17 protein-coding genes are annotated in these 17,692 nt (G+C 67.0%); 8 read left to right on the top strand and 9 right to left on the bottom strand.

Features of this window, described 5'->3' with window-relative positions; genetic code table 11:
- Window positions 1-21 precede the first annotated feature (21 nt).
- From cysC to ACOGXD_RS15175, 7 genes are read right to left on the bottom strand one after another with little or no spacing between them, the layout of a single operon-like run.
- The gene (cysC, locus tag ACOGXD_RS15205; RefSeq protein WP_419915859.1) at window positions 22-636 is read right to left on the bottom strand and encodes an adenylyl-sulfate kinase; all 615 of its coding nucleotides are present in this window, start codon (window positions 634-636) and stop codon (window positions 22-24) included.
- A complete protein-coding gene (gene cysN / locus ACOGXD_RS15200; RefSeq protein WP_419915858.1) occupies window positions 633-2,576 on the bottom strand; it encodes a sulfate adenylyltransferase subunit CysN in 1,944 nt (647 codons plus the stop codon). The genes cysC and cysN overlap by 4 nt, the downstream gene beginning before the upstream one ends.
- Window positions 2,576-3,499, bottom strand: a complete 924-nt coding sequence (gene cysD, locus ACOGXD_RS15195; RefSeq protein ID WP_419915857.1) for a sulfate adenylyltransferase subunit CysD — start codon at window positions 3,497-3,499, stop codon at window positions 2,576-2,578. Before cysD ends, cysN begins: the two co-directional genes overlap by 1 nt.
- Window positions 3,496-5,853 carry an SDR family NAD(P)-dependent oxidoreductase gene (locus ACOGXD_RS15190; protein ID WP_419915856.1) on the bottom strand — a complete coding sequence of 786 codons (2,358 nt, stop codon included), beginning with the start codon at window positions 5,851-5,853 and terminating at the stop codon, window positions 3,496-3,498. The genes cysD and ACOGXD_RS15190 overlap by 4 nt, the downstream gene beginning before the upstream one ends.
- 21 nt (window positions 5,854-5,874) lie before the next feature.
- A complete protein-coding gene (locus tag ACOGXD_RS15185) occupies window positions 5,875-7,071 on the bottom strand; it encodes a DUF1214 domain-containing protein (RefSeq protein WP_419915855.1) in 1,197 nt (398 codons plus the stop codon).
- 48 nt (window positions 7,072-7,119) lie between these two features.
- Complete coding sequence (locus tag ACOGXD_RS15180) at window positions 7,120-7,857, bottom strand: sulfotransferase family protein (RefSeq protein ID WP_419915854.1); 738 nt, start codon at window positions 7,855-7,857, stop codon at window positions 7,120-7,122.
- A 49-nt stretch (window positions 7,858-7,906) separates the two neighbouring features.
- A complete protein-coding gene (locus tag ACOGXD_RS15175; RefSeq protein ID WP_419915853.1) occupies window positions 7,907-8,920 on the bottom strand; it encodes a sterol desaturase family protein in 1,014 nt (337 codons plus the stop codon).
- Window positions 8,921-9,040: 120 nt separating this feature from the next.
- On the opposite strand from ACOGXD_RS15175, the gene ACOGXD_RS15170 reads away from it, so the two are divergent.
- The 7 genes from ACOGXD_RS15170 to ACOGXD_RS15140 all read left to right on the top strand — a co-directional run bounded on the left by ACOGXD_RS15170 (window position 9,041) and on the right by ACOGXD_RS15140 (window position 15,137).
- A complete protein-coding gene (locus tag ACOGXD_RS15170; protein WP_419915852.1) occupies window positions 9,041-9,469 on the top strand; it encodes a cupin domain-containing protein in 429 nt (142 codons plus the stop codon).
- Window positions 9,470-9,519: 50 nt separating this feature from the next.
- Window positions 9,520-9,909 carry a hypothetical protein gene (locus tag ACOGXD_RS15165; protein ID WP_419915851.1) on the top strand — a complete coding sequence of 130 codons (390 nt, stop codon included), beginning with the start codon at window positions 9,520-9,522 and terminating at the stop codon, window positions 9,907-9,909.
- A 15-nt stretch (window positions 9,910-9,924) separates the two neighbouring features.
- Window positions 9,925-11,055 (top strand): methyltransferase domain-containing protein, encoded by a 1,131-nt coding sequence (locus ACOGXD_RS15160; protein ID WP_419915850.1) that lies wholly within the window; start codon window positions 9,925-9,927, stop codon window positions 11,053-11,055.
- A 46-nt stretch (window positions 11,056-11,101) separates the two neighbouring features.
- Window positions 11,102-11,524, top strand: coding sequence for a DUF1330 domain-containing protein (locus ACOGXD_RS15155; RefSeq protein WP_419915849.1), 423 nt, complete (start codon window positions 11,102-11,104; stop codon window positions 11,522-11,524).
- A gap of 101 nt (window positions 11,525-11,625) precedes the next feature.
- Window positions 11,626-12,036, top strand: a complete 411-nt coding sequence (locus ACOGXD_RS15150; protein ID WP_419915848.1) for a heavy metal-responsive transcriptional regulator — start codon at window positions 11,626-11,628, stop codon at window positions 12,034-12,036.
- 76 nt (window positions 12,037-12,112) lie between these two features.
- The gene (locus ACOGXD_RS15145; RefSeq protein ID WP_419917418.1) at window positions 12,113-14,218 is read left to right on the top strand and encodes a heavy metal translocating P-type ATPase; all 2,106 of its coding nucleotides are present in this window, start codon (window positions 12,113-12,115) and stop codon (window positions 14,216-14,218) included.
- A 4-nt stretch (window positions 14,219-14,222) separates the two neighbouring features.
- Window positions 14,223-15,137: an oxidoreductase gene (locus tag ACOGXD_RS15140; RefSeq protein ID WP_419915847.1), complete on the top strand. Its 915-nt coding sequence runs from the start codon at window positions 14,223-14,225 to the stop codon at window positions 15,135-15,137.
- 70 nt (window positions 15,138-15,207) lie between these two features.
- Here the strand turns inward: ACOGXD_RS15140 and ACOGXD_RS15135 are convergent, their stop codons facing one another.
- Entirely contained in the window at window positions 15,208-16,335 is a 1,128-nt protein-coding gene (locus ACOGXD_RS15135; protein ID WP_419915846.1) for an alcohol dehydrogenase catalytic domain-containing protein, read from the bottom strand.
- An 84-nt stretch (window positions 16,336-16,419) separates the two neighbouring features.
- A complete protein-coding gene (locus ACOGXD_RS15130; protein WP_419915845.1) occupies window positions 16,420-17,034 on the bottom strand; it encodes a dimethylsulfonioproprionate lyase family protein in 615 nt (204 codons plus the stop codon).
- Between the two features lie 174 nt (window positions 17,035-17,208).
- Here ACOGXD_RS15130 and ACOGXD_RS15125 point away from each other — a divergent pair, with 174 nt between their 5' ends.
- Window positions 17,209-17,649, top strand: coding sequence for a Fur family transcriptional regulator (locus ACOGXD_RS15125; protein WP_419915844.1), 441 nt, complete (start codon window positions 17,209-17,211; stop codon window positions 17,647-17,649).
- Window positions 17,650-17,692: the final 43 nt, after the last annotated feature.

Raw genomic sequence — 17,692 nt, 5'->3', positions numbered from 1 at the left:
CGCGAGCTCCGAACGGACAACTCAATCCGAGGACAGGGAGAGGGTGGCGAGGAGTTGGGCGAGGCAGTCTTCTAGGGGTTGGGTGGTGTCGATGGTGATCTCGGGTGCGGGCGGCGGTTCGTAGGGGGCGGAGATGCCGCTGAAGTCGGGGATCTCGCCGGCGCGGGCCTTGACGTAGAGGCCTTTGGGGTCGCGGGCCTCGCAGAGTTCGAGCGGGGTGTCGACGAACACCTCGATGAAGGCGCCCTCGGGATGGATGGCCCGTACCTGGTCACGGTCGGCGACGTAGGGCGAGATGAAGGCTGTGAGCACGACGACGCCGGCGTCTTGGAACAGGCGGCACACCTCGCCGATGCGGCGGATGTTCTCGGCGCGGTCTTCGGGCGAGAAGCCGAGGTCACGGTTGAGGCCGAAGCGGACGTTGTCGCCGTCGAGCACGTAGGCGGCGATACCGCGTTCGAGCAACGCAGCTTCGAGAGCGAACGCAAGGGTGGATTTGCCGCTGCCAGACAGCCCGGTAAACCACACCGTCACCGCACGGTTGCCGAAGTGTGCCTCGCGGTCGGCGCCGCTGACGTGCCCTTCGGCGCGCACGATGTTGCGCGAGACCGGTTCGCTCCCGGCGCCGGCACTCATGGCGTGTTCTGCCCTCGCAGAAAACCGCGCTCGGTCAGCATGCGCACGATGGCGTCGATGCACTCATCGACGTCCTGACTCGAGGTGTCGACGCGCAGATCGGCATCGGTCGGCCGGTCGAAGTCGGCGGAGACGCCGGGGAAGCGGGGGATCTCGCCCCTGTCGGCCATCGCGTAGAGGCCGTGAGGGTCACGCTCGCGGCACACCTCGATTGGCGTGTCCACGAAGACCTCCACATAGCGATCCGCTCCCACCAGGTCACGGGCACGCTGCCGCACGTCACGGTCGGGGGCCACCATTGCGGCGATCGCGATCAGGCCCTGGCCGTTCACGAGTCGTGCCACCTCCGACACCCGTCGCAGGTTCTCCGAGCGTTCCTGGGTGCTGAAGCCCAGATCACGAGAGATGCCCATGCGAACGTTCTCGCCGTCGAGTCGGATCGACACCTTGCCCCGATCGAACAGCTCCCGTTCGAGGGCCGTGGCGAGCGTGGACTTGCCGGCCGCCGTGAGCCCCGTCAGCAGGATGGTGCACGGCTGCTGGCCGAAGCGGATCGCCCGCTCCGCATCGCTGATCTCCGAGCGCTGGCGAACCAGTGCCGCATCGGGCGTGCGGTCCCACGCAGACGCCGCGCCCATGATCATTCCTGCGGCCACTGTGGCGTTCGTGAGCCGGTCGACGAGCACGAACGAGCCGGTCGCCCGGTTGGCGCTGTAGGGGTCGAAGGCGAGCTCCCGGTCTGAGGTGATGACGCAGTGCCCGATGTCATTGAGCCCAAGGCCCGGGGCCTGCTCGTGTGCGCCGGTATTGATGTCGATCCGGTGCCGGACGTTGCGGATGGTGCAGTTGGAGACCGTGTTGGCCGTCTGCAGCAGGTAGGAGCTGCCGGACTCGGCGCCGGCCTCAGACATCCACACCACCATGGCGTCGAGGTCGTGTGCCCGCTGGGGTTCACTTCCCGGAGTCACCAGCAGATCGCCTCGGCTGACATCGATGTCGTCAACGATTGTCACCGTGACCGCCCGTCCCGGCCCGGCCACATCAAGGTCGCCATCGAATGTCGCAATCCGTTCCACCGTCGAGCCGAGCCCCGAAGGCAGCGCCACCACCTCGTCACCGGGCCGGAGCACGCCCGAAGCTACGGTCCCGGCGTACCCGCGGAAGTCGGCATCGGGGCGGGAGACCAGCTGCACCGGCATGCGGAAATGCTCCAGCTCGACGCTGGCATCGATGTCCACCGTCTCAAGATGCTCCAGCAGCGGCGGACCGTCGAACCAGCCCAGATTGCCGCTGGCGTCGACGACGTTGTCGCCCAAGAGCGCGGACATCGGCAGGAAGTACGGCTCGCCGAAGCCGAGTGCTTTGGCGAACGAGCGGTAGTCCTCGCAGATCTCGGTGAACCGATCGTGCGACCAGCCGATGAGATCCATCTTGTTGACCGCCACGACGACCTGACGGATGCCCAGCAGGCTGGCGATGTGGCTGTGGCGCTTGGTCTGGGGCAGCACGCCGTGGCGGGCGTCGATGAGGATGACCGCCAGATCGCAGGTCGAGGCACCAGTCGCCATGTTGCGGGTGTACTGGGGGTGCCCCGGGGTGTCGGCGATGATGAATGTGCGGCGGGCCGTGGAGAAGTAGCGATAGGCCACGTCGATGGTGATGCCCTGCTCGCGTTCGGCGCGCAGGCCGTCCATGAGCAGCGCCAGGTCGACGTGGTCGCCTGCCGAGCCGTGGGCGGCCGAATCGGCTTCGAGGCTGGCGAGCACGTCCTCGTAGATCAGCCGCGAGTCATGCAGCAGCCGCCCGATCAGCGTCGACTTGCCGTCGTCGACGCTGCCGCACGTCAGCAGGCGCAGCAGGTCCTTTTGCCGGTGCGAGGCCAGGTATGCCTCGACGCCCGACCCGTCGAGGTTGTCAGTGCCGGGCAGCTCAGAGGCCATCAGAAGTACCCCTCGCGCTTCTTCTGCTCCATGGAGCCCGACTGGTCGAAGTCGATGACGCGGCCTTCCCGCTCGGAGCGGGTGGCCACCAGCATCTCGCCGATGATCTCCGGAAGCGTGGTGGCCGAGGACTCGATGGCACCAGACAGCGGGTAGCAGCCCAGCGTGCGGAACCGCACCAGCCGCTGCTCAGCCACCTCGCCCTCGTCGAACACGAACCGGTCGTCGTCCACCATGATCAGCACGCCGTCGCGTTCCACCACCGGTCGTTCGGCCGCAAAGTACAGCGGCACGATCGGGATCTGCTCGACGTGGATGTACTGCCACACGTCGAGCTCGGTCCAGTTGCTCATCGGGAACACCCGGATCGACTCGCCCTGGTTGACCCGGCCGTTGTAGAGATTCCACAGCTCGGGCCGCTGATTCTTGGGATCCCAGCGGTGATGGGCATCGCGGAAGCTGAACACCCGCTCCTTGGCCCGTGACTTCTCCTCGTCGCGCCGGGCACCGCCGAATGCCGCATCGAACCGGCCGGCGTCGAGCGCTTGGCGCAGCGCCTGGGTCTTCATGATGTCGGTGTAGTTCTTCGACCCGTGATCGAACGGGTTGATGCCCTGCGCGACCCCCTCAGCGTTGGTGTGCACGATCAGCTCGAAGCCGATCTCGTCGGCCATGCGCTGGCGGAACGAGATCATCTCGCGGAACTTCCACGTCGTGTCTACGTGCAGCAGCGGGAACGGGATCTTGCCGGGATAGAACGCCTTGCGGGCCAGGTGCAGCAGCACCGAGGAGTCCTTGCCGATCGAGTACAGCATGACCGGCCGCTCGCACTGGGCGACCACCTCGCGCATGATGCCGATCGCCTCGGCTTCGAGCTGCTGCAGGTGGGTCAGCCGCAGCTCGGCGGGCAGCGTCGCGCTCATTGCGAACCTCTCGATTGCTCCACCATGGCCTGGCTGGCTTCCCACAGCTTGGCCCCGTTCGCGGTGTCCGCGGCGCTCTCGGACACCTGCTTGCGGTGCATCAGGTGCAGGTAGAGCCCGGTTGAGCTGCCGGCCTCGGGCGCGCAGCACAGCCAGACGATGGGCTCGACGGCGTCATCTGGCGACCGGAAGAACAGCCGAAGCAGCGGGTCGACGACCGATCGGAGCGGCGCAGGCGCGCCGCGGGTGATGTTGGTGGCGACGCCTCCTGGGCACAGCGCATGCACTGCCACCTCGCCTTCATGGTGCTCGGGATCGCCAACGCCATCGCCGCCTTCGCCGGGGCGATTCAGTCGGCGCGACAACTCCGTGGCGTAGGTGCACAGCGCGAGCTTGCTCAAGCCGTAGTGCCGCATGCTGTCCTTCATGCCGTAGGGGGCGAACTCGCCGAGCCGATCGAAATCGATGGCCGCACTGGATCGGTGAGCTTCCGAAGAGACGAACACGATCCGTGGCGGGTCACCGCCCGGAATTGCCGGAACGACGACGCCATCGGACAGCCAGCGGTCGATCATCACCCGGTTTGCCAGGAAATGGACTGCGAACATCTCGTCATAGCCCTGCGCAGAGCGCCTTGCTGCCGGCGTCATCAGGCCGGCATTCATTAGCGCGATGTCGATGCGGACCCCACGATCACGCAGCTCATCGCAGCAACGGTGCACCGACCGGAGATCGGCAAGATCAACGTCGATCAGCTCCACCGACACCGAACCGGACTCGCGCTTGATCTCCTCGACGACGCCGTCGTGGCCGGGGCGGCAAGCCAGGATCATGCGGCCGCCACGCCGTGCGAGCTCGATGGCGGCTGACCTGCCGAGCCCGCTGTTGGCGCCGGTCACCAGGCAGGTCTCGCCGTCAATCCTCACGTCGTCGGGGACCGGTTCGATGTCGGGCGCTGCCGGATTGCGAAGGTCGCGGACAGCTGTGGCCAAGGCACCGACGAAGCCGCGGTCGCCGATCCCGCGTTCCGGCTGTCCCTCGGCTGCAGGCTCCTCGCCCTCCGCCGACGGTGAGGGCGGGGCATAGACGCTCGCCGACTGGTGCCGGTCGTCTTCGAACGGGATCGCGTATGCCTCGCGGTACGCAGCGAACGTCTCGTCGATGCCTTGTTCGGTCAGCCCGAAGTCTTCGAGCCGGTAGTCGTGGGTGCCGAACCGGTTCTGCCGATTCGCTGCCATGAACTGCTCGGCATCGCGCTCGGCCACCGAGTCGAATCCGACACCGGCCGCCTCGCAGATCCGTCGAACTTCGTTGATCGGGTCGGCGATCAGGTCGTAGTACGACACGTCGACGAACTGGCGGGCCGGTGACCCGGCGCGAACCTGCATGGCCCGCTGCACCATCCGCTGCGTCTTGCGGCACCAGTGCCGGCCGATCTCCGCAGCATTGACCGAATCGCTGAAGATGCCGTGGCCGTGGGCGACCATGCTGCAAAACGAGGCCAACGTGACACGGGGGTCGCGGTGGGCCTGGACCACCGTGGCGCTCCCGAACACCGTGCAGAACGCGTCGAGGTGCTCCAGGTGGTGGGGAGTCTTGAGCACCCAGGCACCGGTGGGCCGCTGCCACGCAAGCACCTGCAGCACCCGGCGGAAGAACTCGTAGTTCTGGGTGTGGTCCTGACATTCCAGCCAGCGGGAATAGCCCGGCACCGTCATGGTGGCCTCGGCTGTCTGGCTCATGAAGTTCAGGTCGAGCAGCAGGACGTCCTCTTCGGCTTGGTCGTGCCCCACCGGGTGGATCGCCTGGAAATCGGGCGCCAGATACGAGACGGTTCGCTGGGCGAGCATCGCACGCCACCTGCGGGACCGCTCGGAGCGTTCTGCGGTCTCGCCCGTCGCCACCGGAACGAGGGCTTCGGCGCCGGTGATGCCCCGGATCTGCGGGTGCGAGCACAGCAGCCGCTGCAACAGGGTGGTGCCGGTGCGCTGCAGTCCGGTGATCAGAATGATCGTGCCCAGATCGATGTTCTCGATCTCGGGGTGCCGCGTCACCAAATCCTGAATCCGCAAGCGCTGCACCAGGGCATCGGTGAGCCGTGATTTCTGGATCAGGCGGCCGGCCGCACTCAGGCGGGCTTCGGTGTTGATCGAGGTGACCAACACCTCGAGCGCTTCGGCGTGACCGTCGTCGCCGAAGTCGCTGAGACGGGTCTTGCGCCGTGCAGCGTCACGCAGCGCCTCGGCGTCCAGCCGGTCCGACCGCCCGACGTATGCGCCAGCCCTGCCGAGCCGGTTGAGGAGCCTGACCGGGGCCGGGCGGAAGGGATGCGCGTAGTCGGTGGAGGTCACCACGCCCCCAATATGCGGAAGAAATCAGTCACCCGGCTGGCCTCGCAAGCTTGCGTGCTTGACCACCCGGCAGTTCGGCTGGGGATGCTCGGCGGCTCGAACCCAGCGGAAGCACATCGTTCCCGACGTGTGGCCTGCAGTGTCGATCCAGTTCGGCAGGCCGGGATCGTCGTGGGCCACCACGATGCGTACCGAGCCGTCGGCTTCGTAGATGGCCAGGTGGTTGTTGGTGTGGATGGTGAAGTGCCGGTAGTCGAGCGATTCCATCCAGTAGTTGTTGAGCTGGAAGTTCCAGAGTTCGCACTCCGGCGGCATGGCTTCGATCACCAGTGCTTCGTCGGGCTCGAGCGCCCAGTGGCTGTGGTAGTACGCGATGTTGGGGTCGCCGCCGGCTGCGAGCGACACGTCGGGGTCGAAGCGGGGCAGTTCGTTGGTGTGCTTCTGGAAGTCGCGCGCCCACTTCGCAAACAGCAACGGCGCCCCCATCACCAGCGAGCCGGCATTGCGGAGCCCGTGATCCAGAGATGCCGCCGTCACGTATGAAGGACGGGCCTCGCTGGGGGCGCAGTTGATGCGCTCGATGGTGAGCTCGGCAGGAGTCTCCGCGTTCCGGTCGCCGAAGGTCTGGCGCACGACCAGAGCGCCGGTCTCGGGTGTCATCGGCAGCCAATTGGTGTCATGCGGGGTGCTGCTGAGGATCAATTCGAAGCACCCGTCGGCATCCATCTCGATGTCGTCGGACTCGATGTAGCCGGTCGGCGGCAGGCCGCCGCCCTGGCCATAGTGCCCCGCTTGGGTTCCGAAGCTCAGGTAGGCGATGTCGTTGCGGCGGCCTGAGATCTTGTAGTCGTACGACCCGTCCAGCACGGCCGTCAGGTAGAAGTTGTCGGGGTTGTCCGCGCCCATCTTGGTGGTCTCGCCGACCACGCGGTGCAGTGCCGGCGCCTTGGGATCGGCGTGCTCGACGAATGCCATCAGCCCCGCTCGGGCGATGCGGCTCAGGTACCGGTAGCCCTCGGCCTGGTTGAACGCATCCCGCGGCGTGCCGGGGAAATGCAGCGCAGCTCCCGCTGCCTTGAGCGAATCGCAGAATTCGTCCCAGGACTGTCCGGTGGTGATCCGTTGCTCGGCCACGTCGTCGGGTGACGTGCCCCGGAGCTTCCACACCCACCCGGAGATGCCCCGAATCGCAGCCAGCAGACCGATGACGAACCTTCGCATGGCGTACATCTACTGACTAGGACGGCTCGGAAGCAACGGGCGCTGTTGCTACGGCGCGGGCCGGAGCCGGTGGGCGGCCATGGCGTGGTACAGCGGCAGGCCGCGCTCGTACATCTCCGCCAGGCGTGGCGAGTCGTCCAGCGGCGGGTACTCGGTACGCGGCGTCGTGATGCCGGAGCTGTGCCGCAGGTTGTCATGCCACGGTCCCGTGCCCTCGCCGTACCAGCTCACCTCTGAGCGTTCGCCTGGTTCCCACGACAGCGCCTCGGGGATGAACTCGATGCCGACCGCTGCGCAATAGTCCCGGGTGGTGCCCTGGGGATCGCCGGTCAGGTCGGCGGCGTCAATGACTGGCGGGGGAACGCCGTCGCGCTCAGCGATCCGGCAGAACAGGCGGTGAAGCGACTCGAACCCGACCTCGTCCCACGTGCAGTCGGGCCAGTGATGGGCAAGACCCTGCACGACCCGCTTCGGGTCGCGGATGAGAAACGTGTGGGTCATGGCGGCGAGCTTGCGGTCGTCGAGGTCGTGCTCGACGGAGTAGGCGAAGTCCTTCACGAAGACGTTCTGCGACTGCGAGAGTTCCGAGAGGCGGTTCCAGAGCGCTGCATAGGTGTGGCCAGGGCGCGCCTCGACGTGGGCGTCGCGCTGCGACCGGCGGTCCTCGCCGTAGTAGTAGAGCTCGTTCCACGGCTCGTGGAAGCACTCGAAATCGCCCCGCTGGCGCATCATCCACTCGAAGGCCGTGGAGACCGAACGAGGCGTGGCCCACAGTGTCAGGAACATCGAGCCACCTCCCCGTCCAGCTTGCACGAACCTGATCGGGCCTGCGAGTTCAGCGGGCCTTGGTCCGCTTGCGGGAGCGGTGAGACAGCGCTGTAGCGCCCTCTGGCGTTCCGTCGTGGAACGCACCGATCAGCTCGTCCAGCGGCGACTCGTAACCCCCGTAGTTGCATTCGATGAACCGGTGATGGATCTGGTGGTGGAAATCGCCCAGCTCGAACCGCGCTTGGCGACGGGTCCGCGGCCCCAGCAGCAGTGCGTCGTAACCGGTGTGCGACAGAGGTGCCCCGAGGCCGTGGTGCATCATCATGAAACACAGGTGCAGCGGGTGCGACGGCACCAGGAGCAGCAGCCCCACGTCGGAGAAGAGCACGAGGTGCTCGACGGGGTGCATCGAGAGCCCAGACCACGGGCCGACATTGGTGTTGCGGTGGTGCCACGAGTGGATGTGACGGTAAGCCGGGCCGGTGTGCAGCAGCCGGTGGTGGGCTGAGAAATACAGGATCGACCACCACGGGATGACCACTAGGAACAGCACGAACCAGACAGGGTTGCTCTCGAAGGTGATCAGGCGTGCGTGCCCATTGGCGTACGCCCACAGCAGCAACGACTCGAATGCGGTCCAGATCAGCACAGCCGGCACGAGCGTGAGGAAGACGTTCTCCCTCACCTGATTGCCGAACAGGAACACCCGCTTGTTGCGTCCGAACGGGCGGGAGTCGTAGCGCAGGCCGTCGCCCTGACGACGCACGACGTAGAACCAGACGTGCAGTCCGCCGGCGACGAGTGTCACCAGGATCAGGTTGCGAAGCCAGATTCCGAAGATCCAGCCGAATTCGAGGCTCTCCGTGCGTTCGAGCGACGGCATGAACCACGCCCAGACGGCGAACGCCACTGCGAGCATGAAGAAGCGGGACCGCAGCGGCAGCCATGTGCGCCCGAGGTGTTTCGCAATGGCGCCCGGTCGGGGAGGCCAGTGCAGGAATGGTGCCGTGCGCAGCGGCAGCTCCGGCGCGAAGTTCCACATCGCGCGGCCGCCGTCAGGCGACGATGACGTCAAGGGCATCGCATCACCCCCGAGCAACCCCACGCTGCTGCCGTCAGGCCTGTCAGCCTGCTACCTACACCAGTGTATGTTCGGAAATGAGGTCGCCGACCGCCATTTCACGGCCCAAAACGGGGCAGCATGAGCGAACCGCAGTTCAACGAGCACGGGGCCGAGGTCACGGGCTGGCGCATCTTCCGCTGGGACGAACTCCAGACGACGCGCTGGGATGCCGATCGGGTTGAGGCGCAGATCCTGACCGGCGAACACATGCATCTGATCCGGGCGGTGTACGAGCCGGGTGCGACCTATGAGATGCACAGCCATCCCCACGAGCAGTTCAGCCTGCTGCTGTCGGGCCGCATGCTCCTGACGGTGGGAGAGGAGACCCGTGAGATCGGGCCGGGCGACGGCTGGTACGCGCCGGGCGGCGTGCCTCACGGCGGCGAGGTGCTCGGCGACGAACCGGCCGTGTTCATTGACGTCTACTCGCCGGCGACCACCTGGATCCTCGACGTGTTCGCCCAAGGCAGGCGTGTCGACGGGGACCAGGCACCGCCTGCTGGGTAGCTCAGCGGCTCACCGACCACCAGTGAGCGAAAGTCTGAGAAGCTAGGGGGATGGGCGAGCAGACGGCGCCGCAAGCCCAGCCGGTTGAGGGGCGCAGCTTTCCGACCACGGCGCGCGGCGCGAGGCCGACGTTCTTCGATGACGATGGTGCGACTGATGCGGTCTTGGCGATCGTGACGGCGCTCGCGGCCGAGGTGTGGGCGTTGCGTGAGCGGCAGACCACGCTCGAGGCGGTGCTTGCCGAGGCCGGCATCGATGCTGCCGCAGCGATCGAGGCGTACCGGCCTGACGGCGACGAGACCGCAGCCCGTGCTGCCGAGGCGGCGGCCTTCGCCGGTCGCGTCTATCGCGTATTCGAGGAAATGCGCGAAGAGGCGCTGGCCGGCGACACACAGGGCCGGTATCTCCAGATTGTCGATCGCGCATTCGCAGAGCTCTAGATGGGGGACAGCCAGATGAGCCAGCAAACACACCCGCTCCTGCCCACCGAGACGCACGACGAGAGCGCCCGGGAGGGCTTCGTGCAGGCGCTCAAGTCACATATCGCGACCCGGGTCAGCCCCGGTGTGCGTGAGATCTACGATCGCCGGGTCCGCCAGCAATGGGTCGACGAGCACGGCGACGAGCCGGCGGACCGACATGAAGTCCGCGAAGCACTGAGCTCTGACACCTACTACCGGCTGTGGAGCTCGGTGCGCCGATCCAGCCAGCACCTGCTGTGGAGTTCGGTCGGCGATGCCATTGCACGCCAGGCCGGCGAGCTCGCACAACGCGCCCGATCGGCCGATGCGGGGCTCGGTTCGTTGCGCCTCGACCCCGATCTGGAGATCCCCTGGTACAACGCCGAGGTCGACATTCACGCCATGCCGGGCGGCTACCGGGGCGAGTACATGGACGACGACGTGTCGGTCGGTGCGCTGTTCGACCGCGGCGTCTACGTGTACGCGATGGGCCAGATGGGCGCACTCAACGACGACTACGGGCAGTCCGTCTGCCAGAACTTCCTGGCGGTCTCCCATCCCGAGTTCTCACCGCGACGGATCCTCGACATGGGCTGCACTTCAGGCAATTCCACGCTGCCCTACGTCGATGCGTTCCCCGAAGCTGAGGTCCATGCCATCGATCTGGGCGCACCGGTGCTGCGGTACGCCCATGCGCGCGCCTCCTCGCTCGGGCGGGCAGTGCACTTCTCCCAGCAGAACGCCGAGTGCACCGACTTCCCCGACGGGCACTTCGACTTGATCGTCTCGCACATAGTGATCCACGAGATGTCGCCTGCGGCGCTGCGCCGGATGTTCACTGAGTGCCGCCGCCTGCTGGCCCCGGGCGGGCTCATGGTGCACGCCGACTTCGCCGGCTATGCCGGCGTCGACCCGGTCACCCAGGCGATGATCGACTGGGACACCTACTACAACCACGAGCCCTTCTGGGGCCCGATGCGCGACATGGATCTGGTGGCCGAGTCAGTCAGTGCTGGCTTCGACGACGGTGCGGTGGAGATCACGTCGGTACCGACGGGCCGGATGCTGCAGACAGGCAAGCAGCAGAAGACCGGCCAGCTCACCCTGCTCGTCGGCCAAGCCTGACGTAGTTGACTGATGGGGCCGTTGCCCACGACAGGAGCGTGACCCGATGGAGGTCGTCAACGAAGTGATGCCCACGAACCCCGAGCGCATCGACGAGATGATGCAGCCCGGGCCTGACGGGCCGATCTACATGGTCAACCTGCTGAAGTTCAAGGACAAGGCCGAGTATGAGGACGGCCGCGAGACCGAACTGACCGGCTTCGAGGCGTACCAGCTGTACGGCCGGGCAGTGTCGAGGATCATCCGCGACTACGGCGGCGAGATCCAGTTTGCAGCGAACGTGACGTTCCTGTCGCTCGGCCAAGTCGAGGAATTGTGGGACGAGATCGCCATCGCCAAGTACCCGAACCGGGGAGCGCTGCTGGCGATGTCGTCGTCACCGGAATGGCGCGAGGCAGCGGTGCATCGCACGGCCGGGCTGGCTGGCCAGTTGAACATCGAGACAGTCGCCCAGTTCGTCCGCGAGTGAGCCCGGGAGGGCTTGGCCGCACAGGTTCTTGCTGGCCGGTCCCTCGTGGGATTCCTTCCGGCTGGAAGGTTGAGCATGGGAGGTCGGGTACCGTCCTACTCATGAGGATCGGCGAGCTAGGCGATCGCTGCGGGGTGAGCACGAAGACGATTCGGTATTACGAGTCGATCGGATTGCTCGACGAACCCGACCGGACGGCGAGTGGGTACCGCGAGTACGCAGGCGACGCCGTCCAGCGGCTGCGGTTCATTCGCGATGCGCAGGCGACGGGACTGACGCTGGCGGAGATCTCCTCGGTGCTTGAACTCAAGAGCGTCGGCGAGCGGTCGTGCGCACACACCACGGCACTCATCGAAGCGCATGTCGACGCTATTGACGTTCAGATCGCCCAGCTCCGCTCGGCCCGCGACGAGCTGGCCGCACTGCTGAAGCGGGCGCAGGGCCTCGATCCGGCGTCATGCACTGATCCCAACCGCTGCCAAGTGATCAACGGAGCCCGCAAATCCACTTGACCTTCCAGTTGGATGGAATGTTTAGAGTGGCCATGTGACCGCAGCAACCGCTCGATCCGACTTGGCCATCGACGGGATGACGTGTGCTGCGTGCGCGAACCGGATCCAGCACCGGCTCGACGAGCTGGACGCCGTGGCGGCGGCGCAGGTGAACTTCGCCACCGGGCGGGCTTCGATCACCCACGACGGGTCGCTCGACGAAGCCTTCGTCGCGGCGGAGATCGCAGCGCTGGGCTACGCGGTCATCGAAGAAGGCGAGAGCGAGGCGGCCGAGCGGCGCCGCCAGACCGACCTGCTGGGCCGGCTGGTCACCGGCGCCGTGCTGACGGTGCCGTCGGTGCTGATCTCGATGATCCCGGCGTTGCAGTTCGGCGGCTGGGAATGGCTGGTCGCTGTGCTGGCGGCCGCGGTGATTGTGGGAGCGGGCTGGCCTTTCCATCGAGCCGCAGCGGTCAACCTGCGACACGGCGCCACCACCATGGACACGCTCGTGTCGATGGGGTCGATTGCGGCGCTGGCGTGGTCGCTGACGGTGTCGATCACCGGCATCGGCGACGGCCACGTGTACTTCGAGACCGGCGCCGTGATCGTCACGCTGATCCTGCTGGGCAAGTGGCTGGAGCTGCGGGCCAAGCGCCGCTCGGGCGACGCCATCCGGGCGCTGGCAGATCTGGGCGTGCGGACCGCCCGCCTGGTGGACGGGCGTGAGATCGCGATCGCCGATCTGGCGGTCGGCATGCGGTTCGTGGTCCGGCCGGGGGAGCGCATCGCCACCGACGGCGTGATCACCGACGGACGCTCGGCAGTCGATGCGTCGATGGTGACCGGCGAGCCGGTGCCGGTGGAGGTCGGGCCCGGCGACGAGGTGATCGGCGCCACGATCAACGCCAACGGAGCGCTCGTCGTCGAAGCGGCCAAGGTGGGTGCAGACACGGCGCTGGCGCAGATCATCCGCTTGGTTGACGAAGCCCAAGGCAGCCGGGCAGAGGTGCAGCGGCTCGCCGACCGGGTGTCGGCGGTGTTCGTGCCCATTGCCATCGTCATCGGGATCCTCACGCTGGCGGCGTGGTTGCTGCTGGGCAACGAGGCCAGCGCTGCATTCAGCGCCGCGGTGGCAGTGCTGATCATCGCCTGCCCGTGCGCCCTCGGGCTGGCGACGCCGCTCGGGATCATGGTGGGGACCGGCCGGGGCGCCCAGCTCGGCGTGATCATCAAGGGGGGCGAGGTTCTCGAGGACACTCGCTCAGTGGACGTGGTGCTGGTGGACAAGACCGGCACGATCACCGAGGGTGCCATGACGCTCGCCGGTGTCCAGTCGGGACAACTTCTGGCTGCCGAACGCGACGAGGTCCACCGGCTTGCGGCATCGGCCGAGGCCTTGTCGTCGCATCCGATCGCTGCAGCCATCGCGGGCTCGGTCGACGAGCTGGCCGAGGTGGACGGGTTCGAGACTGCGCCGGGCTCGGGCGTGACCGCAACGGTCGACGGGGTCGAGATCCGGGTGGGTCGGCGCAGCCTCTTCGACGCTGTGCCGGCCGACGTGGCGACGCTGGCTGCCGACGCTGAGGCCACCGGAGCCACGGCTGTGCTCGCTGGCCGCAACGGCACCGCGGAGATCGTGCTGGTGGTTGCCGATCGCATCAAGCCGACCTCGGCGGAGGCCATAGCGGCGCTTCGAGACCAGGGTCTGGCGGTGACGCTGCTCACCGGCGACAACGAGCGCACTGCACGAACCGTCGCCGCCGAGGCCGGCATCGATTCAGTGATCGCCGAGGTCTATCCCGACGACAAGGCCGCCGTCGTGCAGCGGCTTCAGGCCGCCGGCAAGCGAGTGGCGATGGTGGGGGACGGCATCAACGATGCCCCGGCGCTGGCCCAGGCGGATCTGGGCATTGCCGTCGGCACCGGTACCGATGTGGCCATCGAGGCGTCCGACCTCACCGTCGTGAGCGGCGATCTGCGGGCCGTTGCCGATGCCATCGCTCTGTCACGCCGCACCCTGTCGACGATCAAGGGAAACCTGTTCTGGGCCTTCGCCTACAACGCCGCCGCGATCCCGCTAGCGGCATTCGGCATCCTGAACCCCATGATTGCTGCCGGTGCGATGGGCGTGTCATCGCTGTTCGTCGTGACGAACAGCCTCCGTCTGCGACGCTTCACAGGCAGCCGCCAGACTGTCTGACTGAGTGACCGGCGACACGTGGACAGCTGAGGACATTCCCGATCAGTCGGGCCGGGTCGCGGTAGTGACCGGGGCCAACTCGGGGAACGGCTTCGAGACGGCGCGGGCGCTTGCCGGCCGCGGTGCGCTGGTGGTGCTGGCGGTCCGCGACCTCGTCAAGGGCGCCGCAGCGGCCGACGCCATACGCGCCGAATATCCCGGCGCCGAACTGGCGTTGCAAGAAGCGGACCTGGCGTCGCTCGATTCGGTGCGGGAGGCGGCTGCGGCCATCGCCGATCGGTTCGAACGCATCGATCTGCTCGTCAACAACGCCGGCGTCTTTCACACACCCCGGCGGCAAACCTCCGACGGGTTCGAGATCCGCTTCGGCACCAACCACCTTGGACACTTTGCGTGGACGGGCCTGCTGCTGGATCGTCTACTGCCCGTCGCCGGCTCTCGGGTCGTCACGGTGAGCAGCAACGCTCACCGGTACCGCGCCCGGATCGACTTCGAACGCTTTGGGGTGGCCCAAGGTCGCAGCCAGTCGGCCGCCTACGGTCGTTCAAAGCTGGCGAACCTGCTGTTCACTCACGAACTGCAGCGCCGGTTGGCGGCAGCCGGGGCGGAGACCATCGCATTGGCGGCCCATCCTGGATGGGCCGAAACGGAGATCCTGCGTCACTTCCCGTTCATCGGGCTAATGCGGCCGCTGATCCGTCCGCTGCAGCACCGTGCGGCCGCAGGGGCCTTGGCCACGCTGCGGGCCGCGACCGACCCTGCCGCTGTGGGCGGCGAGTTCTACGGGCCTGACGGTCTGTGGGAGATGCGAGGCCATCCGGTGCTGGTGGGATCCAGCGACCGCTCACGCGATCCAGGGCTGCAGCGGCAGACGTGGGAGGCGTCAGAAGAGGTCACCGGGATCAGCTTCGAGGTGTGACCCGCTGCGTTCTATGCGGGTGATCGCACCAATGCGAAGCCTTCGTCGAGCCAGCCGATAGCTCCGCCGATCAGTCGAAGGCGATGACGGTTCGGCCTTCGCTGCCGCTGAGCATTGCGTCGATGGCGTGCTGCACGTCGTCGATGCGGTAGCGCCCTGAAATCAGGCGATCGACGGGAAGCCGGCCTTCGAGGTAGGCGTCGCACAGATCGTCAATGGAGCGCCCGGCGTCGGTTTCGGCGTAGTAGCTGCCCCTGACGGTCTTGCTCTGGCGGGACAGCTCCGCGGCGTTGAACGGTGTCATCTCGTCGTTGCCCGGTATCCCCACGAGGACGAGCGCGCCGCCCGGCCGCACGCCACGGATCCACTCCTGCTGGAGCCGGGAATTGCCGATGGCCTCGAACACGACATCCGCGCCACGGCCGCCCGTCAACTCGAGCACCCGGTCGATGGAATGGCCGATGGCGTCCCCGTCAGCCCCTTCGTTCGCCTCGACGAAGTCCGTGGCACCGAGCGAGGCCGCCAAGTCGCGTTTGGTGGCTTCCCGATCTACGGCGATGATCCGTTCGGCTCCTGCCAGCGCCGCGCCCATGATCACGCTGAGCCCCACACCGCCTGCGCCCACGACTGCCACACGGTCTCCCGGCGCGACGTTGCCCCGGTACCGAGCGGCCCCGACGCCGGTCGCGACCGCGCAGCCGATGAGCGCGGCAACCTCGAATGGCACGTCGTCGTGAAGCGGCACACAGCACTCTTGGGCAACGACCATGTACTCGGCCCATGTCGAGACACCCGAGTAGTGGCGGATCATCTCGCCGTTGCGTGACAGCCGGCTGCTGCCATCCATCATGAAGCCCGGCCAGAGGCTGCCGACGACCTCACGGCAGAGATGCTCCTGGCCACGGCTGCAGTAGAAGCACGCCTTGCAGCTCGGCAGCCAGTTGAGCGCAACACGATCGCCGGAGCGCACCCTCTCGACGCCGGATCCGACCGCCGCCACTTCGCCTGCGCCCTCGTGCCCGAGGACGCACGGCAGGTCCGCGCTGTGGCGGCCGGTGATGACGTGCTGATCGCTATGGCATACGCCGGAGGCCCGCATCCGGACCAATACCTCACCTTCCCGCGGCTCAGCCAGATCCAACGTGTCGACCCGCACCGGCCCGCCGACGGCGTCCAGCACCACCGCCCTGATCTTCATGCCCCTCCAGCTTGCCGGAGCCGTCCCTGCCCGAATGACCGGCCGACACGTCGGGGCGCCGGACGCCGACACGTACGCGAGCCGTCAGCAGGCGCCCTCGACGAGTGCAGCGTCGGCCACGACCTCGCCAGTCCAGCAGTAGAGCAGCACCGTCGGAGTCGCGCCGAAGTCCTGCTGGTGCGGCTGCCACGGTGCGTGATGCACGGCGTCGCCGGGCTGCGCGGTTCGAGGCACGCCGTCGCCGCTGGTGAACGTCGGCTCGCCGGCCAGCACGTGGTACAGCTCCTCGGCCTCATGGTGGTGGCTGGGGTAGTGCAGGTTCGGTCCCCAGACGCCGATGCCGACCCTCACCGAACGGTGCTCCACGATTGACGTCGGGCCGATGAGCTGCACGTAGCCGTAGTTGTCGTGGAACTCCTGGCTCAGCACGCCCCGATAGCCGGCGGTCTGGATCCACGGCAACGCTGGAGCGAGAGCGAGGAACTCCTCGAGCACGGCATCAACGGCGCCGTCGCCGCAGAGCTGGACGGCGTCAAGGTGCCGCAGCACGGGCAAGTGGCGAGCTTCGACCAAGGCCGGACTGCGGGCCTCGTCGAGCGCATCGAGCACCCTGGCAACCATCGGGTACTCGGGGACAACCGCACGGCTGCGGTGAAACTCACCGATCCGCCGCAGCAGCTCATCAATGACACCCGCCACATCGCAATTGTCCCAGCCGCAGCCAGTCATCAGTGCACATACGGCTTCGCCGGTTCCGCCTTCCGTTGACTGGGCGGCGCCGGTCAGCGAACCCAAGACGCGCTCGCTGGCGGCTGGACGACTTTTGTTCCGTGCTGGTTTTGGACTTAGTCCAGAATCTGATATAGTCGACACATGTCTCAGGACACCGTGCAGATGCTGCGGGACCGTGGGATCCAGGTGACCGCTCAGCGGTTGGCGGTGCTCAATGCCGTGTCTGCTCGACCTCATGCTGCTGCTGACGATCTGGTCGACGATGTGCGTGCCAGTATCGGGTCAGTATCCAGACAGGCAGTATTCGACGCATTGGCCATGTTGACCGAAGAGGGTCTGATCCGGCGCATCCAGCCGGCACGGTCGGCGGCCCGATACGAGGACCGGGTCGACGACAACCATCATCACCTGGTGTGCCGGGCCTGCGGCCGGATGGTCGACGTGGACTGTGCCGTGGGGTACCGGCCGTGCCTGGAGGCCGCCGAAGACCACGGCTTCACAATCGACGAGGCCGAGGTCATCTATTGGGGCATCTGCCCGGTATGCCAAGCAGTGCCCGCCCTCGCCGAGAGTTCACCATGACGACGGCACTTTTGATCCACCGAACCATTCCACATTCCGCAAG

It is taken from the genome of Candidatus Poriferisodalis sp., assembly GCF_965204125.1.
Taxonomy (GTDB): domain Bacteria; phylum Actinomycetota; class Acidimicrobiia; order Acidimicrobiales; family Poriferisodalaceae; genus Poriferisodalis.
This window is presented reverse-complemented; position numbering and strand designations above follow the sequence as displayed.

Excerpts from the sequence above, each read along its gene's own strand:
- cysC (WP_419915859.1), bottom strand. The coding sequence starts at position 636 with ATGAGTGCCGGCGCCGGGAGCGAACCGGTCTCGCGCAACATCGTGCGC.
- cysN (WP_419915858.1), bottom strand. The coding sequence starts at position 2,576 with ATGGCCTCTGAGCTGCCCGGCACTGACAACCTCGACGGGTCGGGCGTC.
- cysD (WP_419915857.1), bottom strand. The coding sequence starts at position 3,499 with ATGAGCGCGACGCTGCCCGCCGAGCTGCGGCTGACCCACCTGCAGCAG.
- ACOGXD_RS15185 (WP_419915855.1), bottom strand. The coding sequence starts at position 7,071 with ATGCGAAGGTTCGTCATCGGTCTGCTGGCTGCGATTCGGGGCATCTCC.
- ACOGXD_RS15180 (WP_419915854.1), bottom strand. The coding sequence starts at position 7,857 with ATGTTCCTGACACTGTGGGCCACGCCTCGTTCGGTCTCCACGGCCTTC.
- ACOGXD_RS15175 (WP_419915853.1), bottom strand. The coding sequence starts at position 8,920 with ATGCCCTTGACGTCATCGTCGCCTGACGGCGGCCGCGCGATGTGGAAC.
- ACOGXD_RS15170 (WP_419915852.1), top strand. The coding sequence starts at position 9,041 with ATGAGCGAACCGCAGTTCAACGAGCACGGGGCCGAGGTCACGGGCTGG.
- ACOGXD_RS15165 (WP_419915851.1), top strand. The coding sequence starts at position 9,520 with ATGGGCGAGCAGACGGCGCCGCAAGCCCAGCCGGTTGAGGGGCGCAGC.
- ACOGXD_RS15160 (WP_419915850.1), top strand. The coding sequence starts at position 9,925 with ATGAGCCAGCAAACACACCCGCTCCTGCCCACCGAGACGCACGACGAG.
- ACOGXD_RS15155 (WP_419915849.1), top strand. The coding sequence starts at position 11,102 with ATGGAGGTCGTCAACGAAGTGATGCCCACGAACCCCGAGCGCATCGAC.
- ACOGXD_RS15150 (WP_419915848.1), top strand. The coding sequence starts at position 11,626 with ATGAGGATCGGCGAGCTAGGCGATCGCTGCGGGGTGAGCACGAAGACG.
- ACOGXD_RS15145 (WP_419917418.1), top strand. The coding sequence starts at position 12,113 with ATGACGTGTGCTGCGTGCGCGAACCGGATCCAGCACCGGCTCGACGAG.
- ACOGXD_RS15135 (WP_419915846.1), bottom strand. The coding sequence starts at position 16,335 with ATGAAGATCAGGGCGGTGGTGCTGGACGCCGTCGGCGGGCCGGTGCGG.
- ACOGXD_RS15125 (WP_419915844.1), top strand. The coding sequence starts at position 17,209 with ATGTCTCAGGACACCGTGCAGATGCTGCGGGACCGTGGGATCCAGGTG.